General features: G+C 61.3%; 18 protein-coding genes. 2 read left to right on the top strand and 16 right to left on the bottom strand.

Annotated elements, in window-relative coordinates:
• Position 1: 1 nt before the first annotated feature.
• The 14 genes from HMPREF1255_RS07160 to HMPREF1255_RS07095 form a co-directional block, all read right to left on the bottom strand.
• Complete coding sequence (locus tag HMPREF1255_RS07160; protein WP_016456801.1) at positions 2-1,567, bottom strand: NADH-quinone oxidoreductase subunit M; 1,566 nt, start codon at positions 1,565-1,567, stop codon at positions 2-4.
• Positions 1,568-1,582: 15 nt separating this feature from the next.
• The gene (gene nuoL, locus HMPREF1255_RS07155) at positions 1,583-3,481 is read right to left on the bottom strand and encodes an NADH-quinone oxidoreductase subunit L (protein WP_024111410.1); all 1,899 of its coding nucleotides are present in this window, start codon (positions 3,479-3,481) and stop codon (positions 1,583-1,585) included.
• A gap of 12 nt (positions 3,482-3,493) precedes the next feature.
• Positions 3,494-3,793 (bottom strand): NADH-quinone oxidoreductase subunit NuoK, encoded by a 300-nt coding sequence (gene nuoK, locus HMPREF1255_RS07150; RefSeq protein ID WP_024111531.1) that lies wholly within the window; start codon positions 3,791-3,793, stop codon positions 3,494-3,496.
• Positions 3,790-4,677: an NADH-quinone oxidoreductase subunit J gene (locus HMPREF1255_RS07145; protein WP_016456804.1), complete on the bottom strand. Its 888-nt coding sequence runs from the start codon at positions 4,675-4,677 to the stop codon at positions 3,790-3,792. The genes nuoK and HMPREF1255_RS07145 overlap by 4 nt, the downstream gene beginning before the upstream one ends.
• Positions 4,674-5,231, bottom strand: coding sequence for an NADH-quinone oxidoreductase subunit NuoI (gene nuoI / locus HMPREF1255_RS07140; protein ID WP_024111596.1), 558 nt, complete (start codon positions 5,229-5,231; stop codon positions 4,674-4,676). The genes HMPREF1255_RS07145 and nuoI overlap by 4 nt, the downstream gene beginning before the upstream one ends.
• The gene (nuoH, locus tag HMPREF1255_RS07135) at positions 5,231-6,553 is read right to left on the bottom strand and encodes an NADH-quinone oxidoreductase subunit NuoH (RefSeq protein ID WP_051395029.1); all 1,323 of its coding nucleotides are present in this window, start codon (positions 6,551-6,553) and stop codon (positions 5,231-5,233) included. Before nuoH ends, nuoI begins: the two co-directional genes overlap by 1 nt.
• A gap of 8 nt (positions 6,554-6,561) precedes the next feature.
• A complete protein-coding gene (locus HMPREF1255_RS07130; RefSeq protein WP_024111476.1) occupies positions 6,562-8,946 on the bottom strand; it encodes an NADH-quinone oxidoreductase subunit G in 2,385 nt (794 codons plus the stop codon).
• On the bottom strand, positions 8,943-10,292 hold the full coding sequence (gene nuoF / locus HMPREF1255_RS07125; RefSeq protein WP_024111534.1) for an NADH-quinone oxidoreductase subunit NuoF: 1,350 nt from the start codon (positions 10,290-10,292) through the stop codon (positions 8,943-8,945). Before nuoF ends, HMPREF1255_RS07130 begins: the two co-directional genes overlap by 4 nt.
• On the bottom strand, positions 10,289-11,092 hold the full coding sequence (nuoE, locus tag HMPREF1255_RS07120; protein WP_024111605.1) for an NADH-quinone oxidoreductase subunit NuoE: 804 nt from the start codon (positions 11,090-11,092) through the stop codon (positions 10,289-10,291). The genes nuoF and nuoE overlap by 4 nt, the downstream gene beginning before the upstream one ends.
• Positions 11,089-12,432: an NADH-quinone oxidoreductase subunit D gene (locus tag HMPREF1255_RS07115; RefSeq protein WP_016456810.1), complete on the bottom strand. Its 1,344-nt coding sequence runs from the start codon at positions 12,430-12,432 to the stop codon at positions 11,089-11,091. Before HMPREF1255_RS07115 ends, nuoE begins: the two co-directional genes overlap by 4 nt.
• Complete coding sequence (locus tag HMPREF1255_RS07110) at positions 12,429-13,202, bottom strand: NADH-quinone oxidoreductase subunit C (RefSeq protein ID WP_024111368.1); 774 nt, start codon at positions 13,200-13,202, stop codon at positions 12,429-12,431. Before HMPREF1255_RS07110 ends, HMPREF1255_RS07115 begins: the two co-directional genes overlap by 4 nt.
• Positions 13,199-13,756 (bottom strand): NADH-quinone oxidoreductase subunit B, encoded by a 558-nt coding sequence (locus tag HMPREF1255_RS07105; protein ID WP_016456812.1) that lies wholly within the window; start codon positions 13,754-13,756, stop codon positions 13,199-13,201. Before HMPREF1255_RS07105 ends, HMPREF1255_RS07110 begins: the two co-directional genes overlap by 4 nt.
• A gap of 18 nt (positions 13,757-13,774) precedes the next feature.
• Positions 13,775-14,134 carry an NADH-quinone oxidoreductase subunit A gene (locus tag HMPREF1255_RS07100; protein WP_016456813.1) on the bottom strand — a complete coding sequence of 120 codons (360 nt, stop codon included), beginning with the start codon at positions 14,132-14,134 and terminating at the stop codon, positions 13,775-13,777.
• A 522-nt stretch (positions 14,135-14,656) separates the two neighbouring features.
• Positions 14,657-15,967, bottom strand: a complete 1,311-nt coding sequence (locus tag HMPREF1255_RS07095; protein ID WP_024111589.1) for a geranylgeranyl reductase family protein — start codon at positions 15,965-15,967, stop codon at positions 14,657-14,659.
• Between the two features lie 180 nt (positions 15,968-16,147).
• Between HMPREF1255_RS07095 and HMPREF1255_RS07090 the strand changes: the two genes are divergently transcribed.
• Complete coding sequence (locus tag HMPREF1255_RS07090; RefSeq protein WP_024111334.1) at positions 16,148-17,395, top strand: isochorismate synthase MenF; 1,248 nt, start codon at positions 16,148-16,150, stop codon at positions 17,393-17,395.
• 72 nt (positions 17,396-17,467) lie between these two features.
• On the opposite strand, the gene HMPREF1255_RS07085 is transcribed toward HMPREF1255_RS07090, so the two are convergent.
• Positions 17,468-19,252 carry a DUF6297 family protein gene (locus HMPREF1255_RS07085; RefSeq protein WP_024111438.1) on the bottom strand — a complete coding sequence of 595 codons (1,785 nt, stop codon included), beginning with the start codon at positions 19,250-19,252 and terminating at the stop codon, positions 17,468-17,470.
• On the bottom strand, positions 19,249-19,926 hold the full coding sequence (locus tag HMPREF1255_RS07080) for an ABC transporter ATP-binding protein (RefSeq protein ID WP_016456817.1): 678 nt from the start codon (positions 19,924-19,926) through the stop codon (positions 19,249-19,251). Before HMPREF1255_RS07080 ends, HMPREF1255_RS07085 begins: the two co-directional genes overlap by 4 nt.
• A gap of 69 nt (positions 19,927-19,995) precedes the next feature.
• On the opposite strand from HMPREF1255_RS07080, the gene HMPREF1255_RS07075 reads away from it, so the two are divergent.
• On the top strand, positions 19,996-20,730 hold the full coding sequence (locus HMPREF1255_RS07075) for a demethylmenaquinone methyltransferase (RefSeq protein ID WP_255325109.1): 735 nt from the start codon (positions 19,996-19,998) through the stop codon (positions 20,728-20,730).
• Positions 20,731-20,742: the final 12 nt, after the last annotated feature.

The following is a 20,742-nucleotide window of genomic DNA, read 5'->3' as shown; positions in this document are numbered from 1 at the left end:
ATTACTTGCCTCCCCGCGGCCCATCAACAGAGCCGGTGTTAGCGCCGTCCAAAGGATCGGCTAGTTGTACGCTCGTCATCGAATTTTCAGCAACCGGCTGCACCAACTGCGTGAACGGCTTCGGGAAGAATCCAAACACCAACAGCAGAGCGATCAGCGGAGCCAGCGTGACGCGCTCCAAAACGGTCAGGTCGGTGCGCACCCACTTGGTGACCGACGGCGTCGGCTCGCCGGTGAAGACACGCTGGTATGCCCACAGCACGTAAACCGCGGCCAGCACGGTGCCGAGCACCGCAAACGCAACCAGAACCGGATGCCTGGTGAACGCGCCCACCATGATCGAGTACTCGCCGACGAAGTTCATCGTGCCAGGCAGACCCATCGTCGCCAGTCCACCCAGCAGGAACACGCCCGCAATCAGCGGGGCGATCTTCTGGACGCCACCGAAAGCTCTGATCTCGGCACAGCCACGACGCTTAATCATCATGTCGACGACCAAGAACAGCAGCGCGGAGCTGACACCGTGGCCGAGCATGTAGAACATCGAGCCGTTCAGCGAAGTCGTGGTGAAGGCGAAGATGCCCAACACCATGAAGCCAAAGTGGCTGACCGAGGTGTAGGCAACCAGGCGAAGCAGGTTGCTACTCGCGATGGCCAGCACGGCGCCGTAAAGGATCGAGATGACGGCAAGCACCAGGATCACCGGAGCTGCCCACTTGCTGGCCTCCGGGAACATCGTCAAGCAAAGCTTGATCATTCCGAAGGTGCCGATCTTGTCGAGCACACCAACCAGCAGCGCGGTGGCGCCCGGGTTGGACTGTTCGGCAGTGTCGGGCAACCAGGTGTGGACCGGAACCATCGGGGCCTTGATCGCGAACGCGATGAAGAACGCCACGAAGATCCACTTGCCAAGAGCACCCGTCGGCTCGAGTGTGAAGTCTGCGATCAGGAAGCTCGGGGAGCCCTGCGCGGACGTCACGGCGAACACGCCGACGATGCCGAACAGCATCACCAGGCCACCGGCCAGCGAGTAGATCAGGAACTTCATCGCGGCCTTCGAGGCCTTGTCACTACCCCAGCCGACGATCAGGAAGTACATCGGCAGCAGCGTGGCCTCGAAGAAGATGTAGAACAACAGCACGTCGTCGGCCAGGAAGACGAAGAGCGCGAAGCTCTCCATGATCAGCACGAGGCCGCCGAAAATGTTCGAACTCCAGCGCGGATGCTGAACGTAGATGTCCTCGGCGCGCGGCTCGCTGGAACCGCGATCGGCGATGTTCCACTGCGAAAGCAGAACGATCGGGACCAGAACAACGGTCAGCAGCACCATCGTGCGGCCCATGCCGTCCAAGCCAAGCGCGTAGTGTGCGCCAATCGCCGGGATCCACGAGTGGAGTTCACCCAAGTCGGTGTCACCGGCCATGAAGAAGGCCAGCAACCCAACTACGGCGACCAGCAGCGAGAAGACAAACGCGACGATCTTGCCGGAGCGGCCAGCGAACAGGAACGCCAGCAGACCACCGATCAGGGGCAGCAGCCCGAGAATTGTAAGTAGCGGAATAGTCATCTTTGGTCTCCTCCCCTAGGCCAGCCGACCGAGGATCAAAACGACGCCCACCGCGACGGTGCCGACCACCATCGCCATAGCGTAGTTGCGGACGTAACCACTTTGCAGCTTGCTGAAGCCCTTACCGACAGCCTTGCTCAGGCCCGAGGTAGCGCCGACCAGCAGGCCGTCCACCGCGACGGTATCCAGCGCGCCAACCACGTTGACGACGGCGCCGCCACCGCGAACCAGGACCAGGTCGTTGAAGTCGTCCTGGAAGAGGTCTCGACGTCCGGCCGCAACCAGCGGATTAGCTGCAGGGGCCTCACGAGGCACCTCATTGCGGAACAGCAGGTAGCCAAGAACAACACCAATCGCCACCAGGGCCAAAGTCGCCCAGCCCTGCCACGGAACGTGCAGCAGCGAGGTGGGCTCGGGCTCCATGCCGGTGACCGGGCCAAGCCAATCCTGAATCCAGCTGTTCATCAGAACACCCAGGACGATGGCCGCGGCCGAAAGGATAACCAGCGGAACAACCATGACTGCTGGCGACTCGTGCGGGTGCTGATCGTCGCGCCAACGCTTGTTGCCCAGGAAGGTCATTGTCATCAGACGAGTCATGTAGTAAGCGGTGAGGAAGGCGCCGAACATCGCAACGGCACCGAGCACCCAGGAGCGCTCCCAAGCCACCACAATGATGTGGTCTTTGGAGTAGAAGCCCGACAGCCCCGGGAAACCGATGATGGCCAGGTAGCCGATCGCGAACGTGTAGAACGTCCACGGCATCGCCTTCGCCAGAGCACCGAACTCGCGCATATTCACCGAGTCGTTCATGCCGTGCATGATTGAGCCGGCACCGAGGAACATGTTGGCCTTGAAAGCGCCGTGGGTGATCAGATGGAAGATCGCGAATACCGCACCGGCCGGGCCGATCGCGGCGGCGAGCATCATGTAGCCGATCTGGCTCATCGTGGAACCAGCCAGCACCTTCTTGATGTCGTCCTTAGCCGAACCGATCCAGGCACCGAAGATCAAGGTAACCGCGCCCACAATCGAGACGGCGATGGCCGCGGCCTCGGAAAGCTGGTAGACCGAACCGGCGCGAACGATTAAGTAAACGCCGGCGGTGACCATCGTCGCCGCGTGGATCAGGGCCGAAACCGGTGTGGGGCCCTCCATGGCGTCCAGCAGCCAGGACTGCAGGGGAACCTGGGCGGACTTACCACAGGCGGCCAGCAGCAGGCAGAAGCCGATCAGCGTGACCCAATTGCCGCTGACGCCACCGATAGCGGCATCGACGTCGACGAAGTTCAGCGAACCAATCTGGGAAAAGATCGCGAACATGCCGACCAGCAGGCCGAGGTCACCGATGCGGTTAGCGACGAACGCCTTCTTACCGGCCAACGCGGCCGTATGGCGCTGCTGCCAGAAGCTGATCAACAGGTACGAGGCGAGGCCCACACCCTCCCAGCCGAAGAACAGCAGCAGGTAGTTGTTAGCCAGAACCAGCGTCAACATCGAAGCGACGAACAGGTTCAGGTAAGCGAAGAATCGCCTGCGGTTCGGATCCTCGGCCATGTAGCCGATGGAGTAGATGAAGATCAACGAACCGACGCCAGTGACCAACAGCACGAACAGCATCGAAAGCGGATCGAGCAGGATGCCGAAGTCAACATTCAGCGGGCCCGTCTGCAGGAAATCGAACAGGTGCAGGTCGATCGAGCGTTCGTCCGGGCTCAAAGCAAGCATCTTCACGAACATCACGATGCCCAACACGAACGAGGCAAGGATGCTCGCCGTGCCCAGCCAGTGGCCCCACGAGTTGCTCGCCTTGCCGGCTAGCAGCAGGATCGCGAAGACCGCAAGCGGGATAGCTATTAGCAGCCAGGCCGAAGTGAAAACTCCGGTCGCTGCGACAGTTTCAAGCGGATTCACCAGTTCCCCCTTCTAATGCTTCAGTTGATTCTGATCGTCAGCCGAAGCAGAACGACGGGTTCTAAAGATCATTACGATGATTGCCAAGCCGATCACGACTTCCGCAGCCGCCACGACCATGACGAAGAACGCGGCCACCTGGCCGGACAGATCGCCGTTGACGTTAGCGAAAGTGATCAGCGCCAGGTTCGCCGAGTTCAGCATCATCTCGATCGACATGAACATGATCAAGACGTTGCGACGCAGCATGAACGCCAGCAAGCCGATGGTGAAAAGAATCACCGACAAGACAAGGTATGCGTTGGGGCTCATCGCTCATCCTCCTCCGATTCAATGGCGGGAGTCTCGGGCCGCTCCAAAGCCGCATCAAAGTAATCCTTCGCGACGTCAGTGCCGTCCAGTTCGTCCCAGGCCTGCGCAATCTCGCGTCCAGCGGCCAGGTGCGGAGTGGACAGCCCCTCGGCCTCGACGATTGCTGAACCACGAACCTTGAGCGTCGGCGAAACCGACTTCTCGGCGATCTTGCCGTCGGGCGTGAGGCCCGGGTAGGCGATCGAGTCGTGACGGGCGTAAGAACCAGGGCCAGGACGAGAACCAGGATGCTTGCCCTCGGTCTCGAACTCGCGGATCTTGCGGTCCGCGCGCTGACGCTGCCTCTCGGGCTTCGTCAAGCGCTCGCCGTGCGTCAAAATCATGGCGGCCAGCGCAGCAGTAATAAGCAGTGCGCCGGTTGCCTCGAATGCAAAGACGTAATCGGTGAACACCAGGTGGGCCAGGCCCTGAACGTTTCCACCCTCGGCGGCGTTGGCGGTCGTTAGGCCGTCCGGGTTGGTGTGAACGATGCCGTTAATCAGCGCCGAGCCGACCATGATCAGGAATCCGAAAGCGCCGATGAAGGCCAGCAGCCGCTGACTCTTCAGCGTCTCAACCAGCGAATCCAGGGAGTCAATGCCGATCACCATCATGGTGAAGACGAACAGCATCATGACCGCGCCCGTGTAGACGATGATCTGCGCCACGAACAGGAACGGGGCATCCAGGCTGGCGTAAAGGCAGCCGAGGCAAACCATCATTCCGGCCAGCGAAAGCGCGGAATGCACGGGCTTGCGGCTAAACGCCATGCCAAGGGCCAGCGCGATGGCCAACGGCGCGAAAATCCAGAACGCGACCTGCTGACCGGTTACCAGAGCAATCACTTTTTGCTCCCCCCTTGGGCTTGCTTACGACGGTTTTCGATGGTGTCCAGCACACCGGTCGGCGGCAGACCCAGGAAGTAATCCTTCTCGTCGTCACCCAAGCGACGCGGGTGCGGAGGCTCCTCCATGCCCGGCAGAAGCGGGGCAAGGAGCTGATCCTTCGTCCAGATCATCAACTCGCGGGTGCGATCGGAGAACTTGAAGTCGTTGGTCATGGTCAACGCGCGGGTCGGGCAGGCCTCAATGCACAGGCCGCAAAGAATGCAGCGGGTGTAGTTGATCTGATAGACCCTGCCGTACCTCTCGCCGGGGCTGAAGCGAGCGTCCTCGGTGTTGTCGGCGCCCTCGACGTAGATGGCGTCCGCGGGGCAAGCCCACGCGCACAGCTCACAGCCGACGCACTTCTCCAGGCCATCCGGCCAACGGTTCAGCTGATGCCTGCCGTGGTAGCGCGGAGCGGTGACCTTCTCTTTACCTTTTTCCGGGTAGCCCTGAGTGAAGGACTTCCGGAACATTGTTCGGAACGAAATTCCGAACCCGGACCAGGCTCCCATTAGGAATCAGCTCCTTCTTTAACTGTGCCGACGCCTGCCCCAATCTGCTTAGCCGAGGCGGACGCGTTGATGGCGTTGATCAGATCATCACTGAGCACCGGTGTCGGATAGGCACCCGGCAGCGACTTCCTGGCCTCCGCCTTCTCCAGCGCGGTGGGCTCCGGGGCCTTTTCGGAACCGGAGAACCAAACGACTGCGAGAATCGCGACGAAGATGACCGCGACGGTGATCAGGAACGCCGGCGAAGTAAACCAGTTCTCGTGGCCAGCCGTGCGGAACAGCGCAACCAGCATCGTCCAGACCAGGGCGACCGGAATCAGCACCTTCCAGCCCAGGGCCATGAACTTGTCGTAGCGGTAACGCGGCAGCGAACCACGAACCCAGACGAAACCGAAGATCAAAACCTGAACCTTCAAGATGAACCAAACCAGCGTGAACCAGCCGTCGTTCAGCCAGGCGATGTTGTTTAGCGGCCAAGGCGCCGTGTAGCCGCCCAGGAAGACGGTGGCGCAGATGGCCGAGGTCGTCGCCATGTTGATGTATTCGGCGAGGAAGTACAGCGCGTAGCGGAAACCCGAGTAGTCGGTTAGGTGACCACTAACGATTTCTGATTCACACTCGGCGAAGTCGAACGGCAGACGGTTGCACTCGCCCACCATCGAAATCAAGAAGATGATGAAGCTCGGGACGAGCAGCAGGAAGTACCAGCTGGGCAGATCCGGGACGCCGCCGGGAAGCGGTAGCCAGGTGGCCTGCTGAGCCTTGACGATGTCACCCGTCGATGCGGACTGCGACAGGATGAACACCGGGATCAGCGACAGGCCCATGCAGACCTCGTAGCTAATAACCTGCGCGGTGGCGCGCATCGAACCGAGCAGCGAGTAGGTGCCGTTCGACGCCCAACCTGCCAGCACGACGCCGTAGAAACCAACCGCGGCGACCGCCAGGATGAACAGGATGCTGACCGGAAGATCCGTCACCTGAAGCCTGGTGTCGACGCCGAAGATCGTGACGTTGCCGCCCAACGGAATGACCGTCCACACGGTGAACGCCGCAACTGCGGTCAGCATCGGGGCGATCGAGAAGACGAACGCGTCGGTACGAGCCGGGCGGAAGTCCTCCTTGAAGATCAGCTTCATGCCGTCGCCAAGGGCCTGCCCCAAACCGAGCGGACCGTTCATCGTCGGGCCACGGCGGTTCTGCATCCGGCCAATGACTCGACGCTCAAACCAAACGTTGAAGATCGTCCAGGTCAAAAGCAGCACAAAAACCGCAACGACCTTAATGATCACGAGCCACAGCGGATCGTTAAGTGGGTTCAGATCGTGACTCATGCCGCACCTCCTGCCAAAGATAGTTGCACCCGATCGCCGGCACCAGCCTGCAGCGCCTCACTCACCCGAACGCCAGTGTTGGCGGGCAGCCAGACGACGTCGTCGACCATGCCGTCAACGATCACCGCCGGCGCCCGGTAAGAACCGTGCTCGTTTGAGACGACAACCTGATCGGCTGCCTTTACACCATATTTATTAGCAGTGGCCACTGACATTTTTACGACCGCCTTCGGGGCAGACTCGATCAGGCCGATAGCCCCATCGACCGCACGCGAATCGTCGATCATGTAGTGCCAGACGGCCAACTTCAGCGGGCCGCTGCCACGGTTCTCGATGCTGTCGGCCGCCACCGCGCGGGGCTCGGTGGAAGTCCAATCGGCGATCTCGTCAAAGCTCGCGCGGGCCTGCGCCGGGGAACGGAAACCAAGATCCGAGCCCATCGCGTCGGCCAGAGCGGCCAGCGAGCGCACATCAGTCATCGGTGTGACGCGCTTGTCTATCACCTGATTGACCGGGTTGAATCGGTGCTCCCAGCTGACGAACGTGCCCGACTGATCTTCAACCAGCGCAACCGGGAAAACCACGTCTGCGCTATCAGTAACGTCGGAGGCCCGCTGCTCAAAGCTGACCACGAATGCCTGCTTGAAAGCCACCTTCGCCAACAGCGGATCGGGCATGTCAGCGGCCTCCAGGCCGGCAGTAACCAGGGCCTTTAGCTCACCGGAGGCGGCCTGCTCAACCATCTGCTTAGCGTCCAAGCCGGGCTCGGCGGGAAGATTAACTCCCCAAGCCGCCTGCAGATCAACTCGGGCCTGAGCGTCATCGACTAAGCGACCACCTGGCAGCAAGCTCGGCAGACAGCCGGCCTCGATGGCGCCCAACTCACCGGCTCGACGCGGGATCCAGGCCAGGCGGGCTCCCCGCTCCTCAACCTTGGCCAGCTCAGCCATCAAACCGTGTACCTCTCCAGCGCGTTCGCCGGCAAGAACGATAGTGTCGGCATCCAGCTCGAGACCCGCCAAGGCCGCCGTCTCGTCGCCGGGCGCAGTGGCCACGAGCTGCGCGGAAAGCTTCTTGTTGCCGCGGCTCAGCATCGGGGCAATCGCCACCACCTGCAAGCCCTTCTTGCGCGCTGCCTTGCGCAGCCGCAAGAAAACCGGACCGGTGTCTTCCTCTGGTTCGTAGCAGACCAGGACGACCTTCTTAGCATTCTCCAGGTCTGCGTACTGGACGCTTTCTGCGAGCTTTCGTCCCGCCACCTTCGAGGCCAGGAAAGACTCCTCGGCTGGGCCATAAGGCCTGGAACGGAAATCGATGTTGTTAGTGCCGAGCGCTGCGCGAGCGAAACGCGAGTAAGCGTAGGCGTTCTCCAGGGTCAGACGGCCACCGGTCAGCACGCCCACGGCCTCCCCAGCGGACTTCAGACCGGCGACAGCGCGGTCGATGGCATCGGGCCAGCTCGTCGCAACAAGCTTGCCGCCCTCGCGAACCAGTGGCGTGGTCAGGCGGTCGGCCTGATGACCATAGTGGAAGGCGAAGCGGCAGCGGTCGGCCAACCACTCCTCGTTGATTTCCGGATTGTTGCCGGCCAGCCTGCGCTTCACCTGATAATGCCTGTGGTCGGTTCGCATCTCGCAACCGCCAGCGCAGTGCTCACACGTCGTGGTAGTTGATACCAGGTCGAACGGGCGGGCCTGGAAGCGGTAGTCAGTGCTGGTCAGCGCGCCAACCGGGCAGATCTGGACGATGTTGCCCGAAAAATAAGACTCGTACGGGTCCGTCTCGTAGCTGGAGATCTGCGAAAGCGCGCCACGCTCGGCCAGCGAGAGGAACTCGTCGCCCGAAATCTGTGCCCCAAACCTTGTGCAGCGCTGACATAGGACGCAGCGCTCGCGGTCGATCAGAATCAGCGGCGAAATCTGCACCGGCTTCGGGTAGGTGCGCTTGGCACCCTCGTAACGCGACCCCGCCGGCCCATGGCTCATGGCCTGGTTCTGCAGCGGGCACTCGCCGCCCTTGTCACAAATCGGGCAGTCGAGCGGGTGGTTGATGAGCAAGAACTCGAGCATTCCGGCCTGATGCTTGGCCACCTTCTCGCTACCTTCGGCGGTCTCGATGACCATGTTCGGCATGGCGGTCAACGCACAAGCGGGCTGCGGCTTCATCGCGCGGCCATTGCCGGCGTCCGGAACCTCAACCATGCAAGCGCGGCAGCAAGCCACCGGGTCCAGCAGCGGGTGGTCGCAGAAGCGCGGAATGTGAATTCCATTGGCCTCCGCAGCCCTAATCACCAGCGTGCCCTTGGGCACCTCGATGGGCTTACCGTCGATAGTGAAAGTGACTGTTTCCGGTTTGACTTCGGGTTTGACGTCGGTGCTCACTTGGAACCTCCCTCAACCGTGATCTGCTCCCGGCGGTGTTCCGGGAAGTAAACGCTCTTCTCGTAGGGGAACAGCTCCCACGCTGGCGTGTGGTAGCCGGCCTCGAACTCGGAGCGGAAATGCTTAATGGAGCTGGTGATGTTGGCGACGAAGCCGTCGGCCAGCGTGCAGAAGCTCTTCATCGAGACGTTGTCGCAAACATCGAGCAGCTTGTCGACGTCCCCCTCTTGGCCCTTACCGGCCTCGAGGTTGCGCAGCGTCTGCACCAGCCACCAGCTACCCTCGCGGCAAGGTGTGCACTTGCCGCAGGATTCGTGCTGATAAAACTCGGTGTAGCGCAGGCAAGTGCGAACGACGGAAACAGTCTCGTCGTAAGTCTGCAGCGCCTTCGTGCCGAGGATCGAGCCCTTGGCGACGACGCCCTCGTAATCCATCACGGTATCGACGTCGTCGGCGGTCAGGATCGGGGTGGACGAACCGCCCGGCGTGAAGAACTTCAAGCGATGACCGTCGCGAATACCGCCAGCCAACTCGAGCAGCTTGCCGTAGGTGATGCCCATCGGGGCCTCGTACTGGCCCGGGTACTTGACGTGGCCCGAAACCGAGTAGATCGTCGAGCCGGGGCTCTTCTCCGAACCCATCGAACGGTACCAATCGACGCCGTTCTCCAGAATCGCTGGCAGCGAACAAATGGATTCAGCGTTGTTTACCACCGTCGGGCAGGCGTACAGACCCTCGACCGCTGGGAATGGCGGACGCAGCCTCGGCTGGCCGCGGCGACCCTCCAGAGAATCGAGCAGCGCAGTCTCCTCGCCACAAATGTAAGCGCCGGCACCAGCGTGAATCACGATGTCCAGGTCGTAGCCGGAACCGAAGATGTTCTTGCCCAGGTAGCCGGCCTTGTAGGCCTCGTCAACCGCTGCGCGCATCCGTCGAATTACGTGCGCGACCTCGCCACGAACGTAAGCAAACGCATGGTGGGCGCCGACCGCGCGGCAAGCGATGATGGCACCCTCGATCAGCGTGTGCGGGGTGGCCATCAGCATCGGCATGTCCTTGCAGGTGCCAGGCTCCGACTCGTCGCAGTTAATAACTAAATACTTGGGGTTCGGGTTGTCCTTCGGCAGGAAGCTCCACTTGACGCCCGTCGGGAAGCCAGCACCGCCGCGGCCGCGAAGCCCAGCGTTCTTGACCATCTCGACGACGTCGCCCGGCTCCATCTCCAGAGCCTTACGGGCGCCCGAATAGCCGCCGTTAGCGACGTAGTGATCCAGCTTCCAACTGCCCTCTTCACCCCAGTGCTTAGTGAGAACCGGGGTCAGGGTGTCGACTTTGAGTTCGCTCACTTGGCGGCCTCCTCATCTGCGGGCTTAGCCGCGGCAACCTCCGCGGCACTCGGAGCGCGCCAGCCGTTCTCCTTGGCCAGCTTCACTCCGCGAAGCGAGGCGTCCCCAGCGCTCGGGCCCTCATCGGCCAGACCGTCACAGAAACCGGCGAGCATTCGCTCGTTCTCCTTGAAGGTTGGGATGCGCGGGCCACGGGTGGAATGAACATCCCTGCCGGCACGCAGGTCATCGATGAGCCTGTCGGCCAGCTCCGGGGTCATGGCGTCCATGAACTCCCAGTTGACCATCATCACCGGCGCGAAATCACAAGCCGCGTTGCACTCGACGCGCTCCAAGCTGAACTTGCCGTCCGGGGTGGTCTCGCCTGGCTCAATGCCGAGCTTCTGTTCCATCTGACCGAGCAAGACGTCGCCGCCCATGATCGCGCAAAGCGACGTGGTGCAGACGCCGACGTGATATTCGCCGGCGGGCTTGCGGTGGTACTGCGTGTAGAAGGTGGCCACACCGTTGACCTGGGCAACAGGAATGCCCAGCAGGTCGGCGCAAAGCTCGACGCCGGCAGCCGAAATGTAGCCGTCAACCGACTGAACCAGGTGCAGCATTGGCAGCAACGCCGAACGCGGCTGCGGATAGCGGGCCATGATTGCCTTCATATCAGCAATGGTCGACTCGTCGATGTTGGTTTCGGTGTTGGCGTAATCGATGCGACGTTCGTCGCTGTAGTTCGGGTTGAACTCGTGCGGAAGCGGGAGCTTCACGGATTCGGAACTCAAGACTTCCTCCTTCGGATTTGCGCTCATCGGTCGACACCACCCATAACCGGGTCAATGGAGGCGACGGCCATGATCATGTCGGAGAGCATTCCGCCCTCACACATCAGCGGCAGCGCCTGAACGTGGTGGAACCCTGGGTCACGCATGTGCGAGCGGTAAGGTTTCGTGCCGCCGTCAGAGACGACGTGCATGCCCAGCTCGCCGGACGGGCCTTCGATGGCCACGTAAACCTGGCCGGCGGGCACTTTGAAGCCCTGAGTGACCTTCTTGAAGTGGTGAATCAAGGCCTCCATGGACTGCCCCATGATCTCCTTGATGTGCTCGTTCGAGTTGCCCTGGCCGTCCTGCCCGATGGTCAGATCGCTCGGCCAGTGCAGACGCTCGTCCTCGACGCGGAACGGTTCGCCGCGGGTCTCGACCAGCGCGTCGCGAACCTGCTCGATGATGCGAATCGACTGATACATCTCGTCGCAGCGAATCTTGAAACGGCCGTAGGCGTCGCAGGTGTTCTCGTAGCAGACGTCGAAATCGTACTGGTCGTAGGTCAGATACGGCTGCGTCTTGCGCAGATCCCACGGGATGCCAGCGGCGCGCAGCACCGGGCCGGTCGCGCCCATCATGGTGCAGCCAGTCAAGTCGAGATAGCCAGCGCCTTGCAGACGCGCCTTGAAGATCGGGTTGCCCAGCGTGTAATCGGCGATCTCGTGAAGATTGTTCTTCATGTCGACGATCAGCTGATCGAGCAATTCGATGCCGTCGTCGGGAAGATCCGCCTGAACTCCGCCCGGACGGATGTATGCGTTGTTCATGCGAAGGCCCGTGGTGGCCTCGACGAACTCCAGAATGCGCTCCCTCTCGCGAAGGCCGACCTCCTGCGGGCTAGTTGCACCCAGCTCCAAACAGTTAGCGCCAGTGGCGGTCAGGTGGTTCGCGATGCGGTTGATCTCAAGTTGCAGAACACGCAGGTCCTGGCCGCGACGCGGAATCTTGTCGTCAATGCCCAGCAGCTTGTCCACGGCCATCGAGTAGACGGCCTCATTGTGGATGCCGGACACGTAGTTCATGCGGGTGACGAACGCGCTGCCCTGCGTCCAGGTGCGGTACTCCATGTTCTTCTCGATGCCCGTGTGCAGGAATCCGATTCCCGGGCGCATCGACTGAATGGTCTCGCCGTCCAGCTCCATCACAAAACGCATAACGCCGTGCGTCGACGGGTGAACCGGACCGACGTTAACGACGATAATCTCGTCGGCACGCTCCGACTGAGAGGCGATGACGTCGTCCCAATCGTGGCCGTTCACATAGTAAGTGGCGTCGCCGGTGGCCTCCCCGGGAGCCGCGTAGATGTCTTCGTTCATTTCACTCATGCCTGATAGCTCCTGCGCTCATTCGGTGGCGGAACAACGGCGCCCTTGTATTCGATCGGGATGCCGCCCAGCGGGTAATCCTTGCGCTGCGGGTGGCCCACCCAGTCGTCCGGCATCAGGATGCGAGTCAGGCCGGGGTGGCCGTCGAAGACGATGCCGAACATGTCGTAGGTTTCGCGCTCGTCGTAGTCGGCCATCGGGTAGACCGGCACGAGCGAATCGACGTGCGGATTGTCCTCGGGCAGCTCCACCTCGAGACCGATTCGACGGTTGTGGGTCATGGACAGCAGGTGGTAGACCACGTGCAGCTCGCGGCCCTTCAGGCCCGGGTAGTGCGCGCCGGACAGGTTCATGATGACCTCGAAGCGCAGCTGCGGGTCGTCGCGCAACAGCTTAGCCAGCTCGATGAGCTTCGACGGGTCCACGACAAACACGATCTGGTCACGCCAAACACTGACGCGGGTTGCGAAGTTCGGCACCAGCTCCGCCATGCGGTTAGCGACGTCGTCGAACCAGCCACCGAACGGCGGGGTGACGCAGGCACCACCCAGTTCGACGCGGCGAACCAGGCCGTTGAAGCCGCTGGTGTCGCCGGACTGGCCGGAACCATCACCATATGCGCCCTTGCGAACCTCCAAAAGATTGTCTGTAACAGGACCGCTGGCCACGAACAGCTCGCGAAGGTGCGGGTGGGTGGCGTAAATGGCCTGTTCTTCTTGACTCAGCTGCGCGATTTCGTTCTCGGCCGCTGGATTCTGGTCGGCGGTCATCGCATCAAGCCCTTCTGCTCAATCAGCGCCGGCGCGACCAGCGCAGCTGCCTCGTTATCGGCGATCTCCTTCTCGCGATGCGCGCCCATCTTCGCCTTGTAGACCTCGCTGTTGCGCAGCTTGAAGATGGCGTCAATCAGCATGTCGGGACGCGGCGGGCAGCCGGGAATGTAAATGTCAACCGGAATGATGTGGTCGACGCCCTGCACCACCGCGTAGTTGTTGAACATGCCGCCCGAACTGGCGCAGACACCCATCGCGATTGACCACTTGGGGTTGGGCATCTGATCCCACATCTGGCGAACTACCGGAGCCAGCTTCTGCGGGACGCGCCCGGCAACGATCATCAGGTCGGCCTGACGCGGCGACGCACGGAAGACCTCCATGCCCCATCTGGCACCGTCGTGACGCGGGCCGCCGAACTGCATCATCTCAATTGCGCAGCAGGCCAGGCCCATGGTGAGCGGCCAGAAGGAGGTTTTGCGCATCCATCCGGCGATGGTTTCGACTGTGGTCAGAGCCACGCCAGCGGGGATTTTATCTTCCCAACCCATGTTTACCTCTCTGCTCGACTAGTCCCAGTCCAGGCCACGACGGCGCCAGACGTAGAGATAAGCGACGAAAACTACGGCGACGAACAAGATCATCTCGATAACCGCAAATAGCCCGAGCTTGTCGAAGGACACAGCCCAGGGGTAGAGGAAGACGATCTCGATGTCGAAAATAATGAACAGCATGGCGGTCACGTAGTACTTAACCGAGAACCTTGCGCCGCCGGACGGTTGCGGGGTCGGCTCAAGACCGCACTCGAAAGAATCGTATTTGGTGAGGTTGTAGCGGGCAGGACCAACCTTCGTCGACAAGTAGATCATGACTACGACAAACAAAGTGGCCAGCACAACCATGCCGACGATGGGGATGTATGGACTCATCGACCATCCTTTCATCTACCCTGCCCGGCATCTACCGGGAGAAACCCCTTCGGGTCAGCTTCATTGCATCCAACTCAAAGGGCACAACGGTTCAATAGTACGCCTGTGGTCATATTATTTCACCAGCGAAACAAGACTGTAGCCGCAATTTAGATGTTTCTCGGCAAGCTGCAGTAATATCTTAGGCAACCCTAAGTTGATACATTTGCCACAACCAAAGGGCAGTTGTGTTGGCATTCAGAAACCTAAACACCCGACCATCGCCAGAAACAATGGGAACCGAAAAGTCCGTACTCGAGCTTTTCTGCACCCGCTAATAATTCTCTAGTTAGCGGGAACCAAAAGGTTCGACTACGAGCTTTTTGGTTCCCGCTGTTTTTCGGTGACGTGGTGGTCGGCCTGGTTGTGTTTTGTCGGTTGTGGGATTCGGGTCTTTGCGTCACTGGCAACGTGTCATCCGAATTATTGCGTCAAAAAAGGCTCGACTACGAGCCAAATCTGCCGCGATAATGCGGAAAGTGCTTAGGCGCTGGGCACGGCTTTATCTAGGAACGTGAGCAGCTTGTCGGCCCAGTTTCCGCCGCGGTCGACGGTCAGGTTGGCGAGCATCTTGTGCACGAGCTTCATCAGCGCGGGCCGAGGCAGGCCGTATTTGACGCACAGGTGCATGATTTTGGGTTCGCCGATCAGCCTGGCGAAGATCGTCCCGAGTCTGAAGTGCCCACCGACGTGGTCGGCCATTAGCTGCGGGTATCGACGAAGCGCCAACTCGGCATTGTCGGTGCCGACGCCTCGTCCGAATGCCTCGACGATGCAGCCGGCGGCGATCTCGGCGGCCTCCATCGCGTAGTCGATACCTTCACCGTTGAACGGGCTAACCATGCCACCGGCGTCGCCGACTAACAGAACGCCGTCGCGGTAGTGCGGCTTGCGGTTGAACGCCATCGGCAGGCCGGCGCCCTTGATCTCGCAGAGCTGGTTGTCCTCGCTAAAGCCCCACTCCGGGTCGGTGCTGGCCAGCCATTTGCCCATCAACTCTTTGTAGTTGGTGTTACCGAAGGCGGGAGACGAGTTGAGCATGCCCAGGCCGACGTTGCAGACGCCGTCGCCCGCGGGGAAGATCCAGCCGTAGCCGGGCAGCAGGCTAGAGTGGCCTGGTTTGCCGTCCCATAGCTCGAGGTGGCTGATCATCCAGTCAGATTCGGCGAGCGGCGACTTGTAGTAGGCGCGAACCGCCACGCCCATCGGGCGCTTCGGGTTGCGTTTGATGCCCATGCGGGTGGCTAGCTTCGCGGAGATACCGTCCGCGCCCACGACGATCGGGGCTCGCAGCTCGTGGCCGTTGGCTTTGACACCAACAACCCGCCCGTCCTTGTCGTAGATGGGCCCGTCGACGCGGGATTCCGTCATCAGCCTGGCACCGTAAGAGACGGCGAGGCCGGCGAGCATGTCGTCGAAGACCTCCCGCCGGCAGACCATTCCGTAGTTCGGAAAGCTGGAAAGCTCGGGCCAAGGCATGTCGAATGGCTCTGGACGCCCGCCGTAGACGCGCAGACCAACGTTATGAGTCCAGCCGGCTTCTTCACTGGTGTCGACGCCGAGCCTGTTCAGCATTCGAACCGCGCGCGGGGTTAGGCCGTCGCCACAGATCTTGTCGCGGGGGAACTTGGACTTCTCCACCAGCAGCACGTCGATGCCGTATCGTGCCAGGAATGCGGCGGTGGCGGAACCGGCGGGACCTGCGCCCACGACGATGACCTGCGCGCTCATATCGACGCTAACCTGCTCGGCTTCAAGCTTCGATGCCCTTGGCCCTGAGGTGTGCTCGCTCATCTTCGCCATCCTTAAAGCTATATAAAGAGTCTTTCCAACCTTAGCTAAACGCTACCCGAATCGACGACAGCAACTTGGTGCACACAGACAGCCCCATTTGACTAGGCGATATACATAAACAGATCATCGACTTGTTCGTAATCTGTTGATTTTTCACGAGTTTTCACTACTGTTCAGTAGGTGCTTGTTAATCCTGCTTCATCAAGGCTTCACGCTTCAACCATTCAAATCAAGGATCCGGGCAAGCTACGAAAGTTTCTTAGCCCGAACGGGATGTATTTCGGGCGTGGACAAAACTGCTTCGTCACAAACGGCGAGATAACCAGAATCGAAACGGACTCAATGCAAGAGGCCGAAGACTGGTGGAACACGCTGCGCGACAAGATCGAGAACGAGACCGAGATGCCAGGCGCCTTCGGCATCGGCCCTCTGGCGATCGGATCTTTCGTATTCGATCCTGCCGCAACCAAGCAGAAGTCGGTTCTAATTGTTCCCGAGACCATCGTCGGTCACCGTGACGGCATCTTCTGGCTCACTAAGATCGGCTTCGACCGGGTGACGCCTACCCTGCCTCCCGTCCAGGACCCGCCGGAGCCAGCGAAGAATTTGCGCTTCGAGCAGGGCCCACTGAGCGACTACCAGTGGATGATGGAGGTCAAGCTGGCCCGCGCGTTCATCCGCTCCGGGGACGCGCAAAAGATTGTGCTTGCGCGCAAGACTTACGCCCACAGTGACGAGCCCTTCGACCCCCGCTGGGCGCTGCTAAAACTGGCCGGTAACTATGCCAGCTGCTGGAACTACATGGTTGACGGCCTGGTGGGTGCGACCCCTGAGATGCTCGTCATGCGTAGCAACGGGCTGACCATTTCCCGCATTTTGGCCGGCACCATCCCGGCACTCGAGGACATCTCCGACGAAAACCAGGCTGCGAGGCTGATCAGCTCCAGCAAGGATCTGCACGAGCATGAGCTCGCCGTCGAATCCGTTGTTCGCCAGTTGAAGCCGTACTTCCAGGGCATGCATGTGCCCTCAGCGCCCTACGTTCTACGTCTGCCGAACGTGCTACACCTTGCAAGCGACATCGGCGGCGTAACCTACCCCGAGTACAACGTTCTTTCGCTGGCCAGGGCCGCGCACCCAACCGCCGCGGTCTGTGGCACCCCGACGGACGTCGCCCGCGAATACATCGCCACTAACGAGCGCATGGATCGCGGCCGCTACGCCGGACCCGTCGGCTGGATCGACACTCAGGGCGACGGCGAATGGGCGCTCGCGCTGCGCTGTGGCCAGGTGGACGACGAGGACCCGACGAAGATGCACCTGTATGCAGGCGGCGGCATCATGGCCGATTCTCGCCCGCACAGCGAACTTGTCGAGACGGAGAGCAAGCTAAACCCGATCAAATCGGCTCTGCGCGAGAACATCTAGTTTCAACACCCATTGATAAGCACGCTAAAAGGCCCGCCACTTGGCGGGCCTTTTGCTTTGTTAGCTCGGTTTTTACTTCTCCCCGATGGTGTAGCCCCTCGGCGTTCCGGGCTTGCGTCCGGACCTGGAAATGACCTTGCGTTCGGCCGTCGAATTCGCCTTGGCCTCCTCCAGCTCCTTCTTAGCCTCTGCCTGGCGCTCCATCATCTCCTGGGTGTTCATTCCTCCCGAGCGCGCGATGAAGTATGCGATCACCAAAATGACGACGCTGATCCACGGGCTGAGTCCGAAGACCAGGGGCAGAACGGTGACGGCCACGATGTCGAAGCCGCGCAACAGGTTGACGATCATGCCCGTCGGTAGTGCGCCCATGCCGGTGGCAAGCATCGGCGCGGAGTAGTCCGGCGGCCTAGCGCTCACCCAGCGGATCGCGGCAACGTAGCCGGTGCCCGCGGTGATCAGGGCGAGCAGGAACGAGTGCGCGATGGACTGCGCGCTGACCGTCTCGGCAGACAGCAGGAAGGCGGGCGTGACCATTACTGCCCAGCCGAACGCCAACACCGCGGGGACGACGGTGGCCGAGCTACGCAGCTCGCTGTCACCGATCGGGAATGCCCTCGCCAGGCCCTTGGTGCGGGTTAGCACGCGCAGCGAATCGAAGAACGGGATCATCACGAAAAGCATCATCAGCGCCGAGATCAACACGCCGAAGACACCCATGCCCAGCGCCTCGGTGGCGTAGGGGATGACCGCGGAAACCAGCAAAACGATCAGGTTGATCGGGTTGCGCAACAGACGCTGGGTGTCGCGCCAGACGACGGCACGGGTGCCGATGCCCTTGCCGCGCTTGGGCTTGACGTGGCCGCGCGCCAGGTATTTACGTTCAACCAAGATGTCGCGCATCAGCGAGAAGTCCAGCGCGAACGCGGCGCCCTGCATGCCCGATAGCAGATCGCCGCCGCTGACCAGACGGGCCCTGCGCAAACGGTTTAACCTGCCGAACGCGATCACCGCGAAGATCACCAGCACAACGGCGGCAACACCAAGCATGGCGTACGACGACGAGAGGCTCGTCTCCGGGTCCAGCGGCATGGCGATCCAGCCGACAGAAACCGCGATCACGGCAAGCAGCACGACGGTCGAAACGGCGCCCAGCAGCCCCTGAACCAGGCTGAACAAAATAGCGGAATCCCTGCCCTGCTGGGAGGCGGCGAACGCCGTCGCTGCGGTGGCGCCGAGCCCGGCCGCCACACCCCAGATGGCAGCAGATAGCAGCGACAGGCCGAGCAGCACGCAGATGAGCAGCGTCAAAGCGCCGGCGGCAAAGAACGACAGCGCGAGCACGCCGACCAGACGCTTACGCAGAATACGGCTGCGTCGAATCGGAGCGTCGAGCAGCCAAGACCCCTCGGCCGCAGACGCGACCACCGGGCCGAAAATCTTAGAAAGGCTGATGGCCAGCAGCGTCATGGCGCACACCAGCAGCCAAGGAACCAGCGACTTCGCCGTGTTACAGCCGGTGGTCGTGCAGCCGGCCGCCGTGTTCTGAGCCTCCATGATTCCGCCGACCAGCATCGCGCCGATGACCAGAACCGCGAAGACGACGTTGTAGCCGTTGGTGATGGCGTCCCAGATGCTTCGGGTCGCCCTACCCTTGCGCCAGTCGCGCATCAGCAGCATCAGCGAACGCTCGTCGGCGACGCCAACCTCGTAGTCCTCGACATCCTCGAAATTGCCCGGCTCGTACTCGGCGATGGCTGCTGCCCTAGCGGCCTCAATCTCCGCTGCGGACGGCTGGACGATCGCGGGCTGCTTTGCAGGCTTAGCCTGCGGCCTCCTCCTGCGACGTTTACTCACAGCGCATCGTCCTCCACCAGAGACTCACTGACCTGCGCGTCCGAACCGACACGAACCAGGCGCGCACCGACGGCCTCGACGAGGCTTGGCTCGTGGCTAGCCATGACGACCGCAAGGCCCTTGGAAACCTCGTGCTTCAAACGTTGGCCGAGCCATGCGACGCCCTCGACATCCAGACGCTGCTCCGGCTCGTCGAGAACCAGCAGCTTCTTGGGACGGACAAACGCGGTGGCGAGCGCCAACCTGCGACGCTGGCCGCTAGACAACGTGCCCGGCAACTGGCTGGACTGCGGGACGAGGTTGACCTCCTCCAGCACAGAATCCACCAGATCGTCCGGGTCCTCCAGCCCGTGGGCCCTGGCCAGGAGGTCCAGGTGTTCCACCACCGAGAGGTCCGGGAAGAAGTCCAGATCGTCAACGACGGTGGCGACGTCTTGGCGGAACTGCGCGTCCGCCTCGTTCACCTTGTTACCGAAGATCTCCACTCGCCCGTCGCTGGGACGGTCGGCGCCGATCAGGCAACGCAGAATCGTCGACTTGCCCGAACCGTTGCGTCCGGTCAGGGCAACCGCCTCGCCGGAGTGAACTTTCAGGTTGAAACCGTCGACGATGATGTGATCGCCGTACTTCTTTGTTAGGTCGGTGACTTTCAACACCAATTCTCGCTTGGCCATGTGCCTATTCTTGCCCCAATCACCAAACCTGCCAACACCGATAGCCGCGGATGCAAAAGATCTGAGCGTTTGAGCAGGTACAAGGAAATAATTTGTGGCACCCTTTATAGAGTGTCGACCCGAGCAGATCTAGGTAAGAAGACGGCAGAAGTAGCCGCGATGTTCGACGGCGTAGCCCGGCGCTACGACCTGATGAATGATCTGATGAGCTTTGGCCAAGTCAGGCGCTGGCGCCGCGAGACGGTCAAGGCCATTGACCCCAACTCGTCGCATCTGGTGTTAGACCTAGCCGGCGGCACAGGCATGTCGTCGCAAGCGATCCGCGACAAGGGCGCCGAGGTGCTTCCCACAGATATTTCGCTGGGCATGCTTTCCGAGGGCAAGCGCCGTTTCCCCGAGGTCACATTCGTGGCCGGCAACGCACTACAGCTGCCCTATAAAGACGATTCTTTCGACGCCGTCACCATCAGCTACGGCCTGCGAAACGTGCAAGACACAGCTGCGGCGCTCAAAGAGATGCTGCGCGTCACCAAACCCGGCGGTCGAGTGGTTATCGCCGAGTTCTCCACGCCAACCTGGAAGCCCTTCCGCATGCTTTACCACTGGTACCTGTCCAGCGTGATGCCAGCGCTGGAGCGGTTCAGCAGCAACGACGTCGCATACGACTACCTGGTGGAATCCATCATCACCTGGCCGGATCAACAGGGGCTGACCAAGCTGATGCGCGAGGCAGGCTGGGCCGACGTGCAGTGGAAGAACCTGACCGGCGGCATCGTCGCCCTGCACCGCGGTTGGAAACCTTGATTCACCAAGACG

It is taken from the genome of Propionimicrobium sp. BV2F7 (genome assembly GCF_000510445.1).
Lineage (GTDB): Bacteria > Actinomycetota > Actinomycetes > Propionibacteriales > Propionibacteriaceae > Propionimicrobium > Propionimicrobium lymphophilum.
Note: the sequence above shows the minus strand (reverse complement) of the source record. Positions and strands in the feature narration are given on the sequence as shown.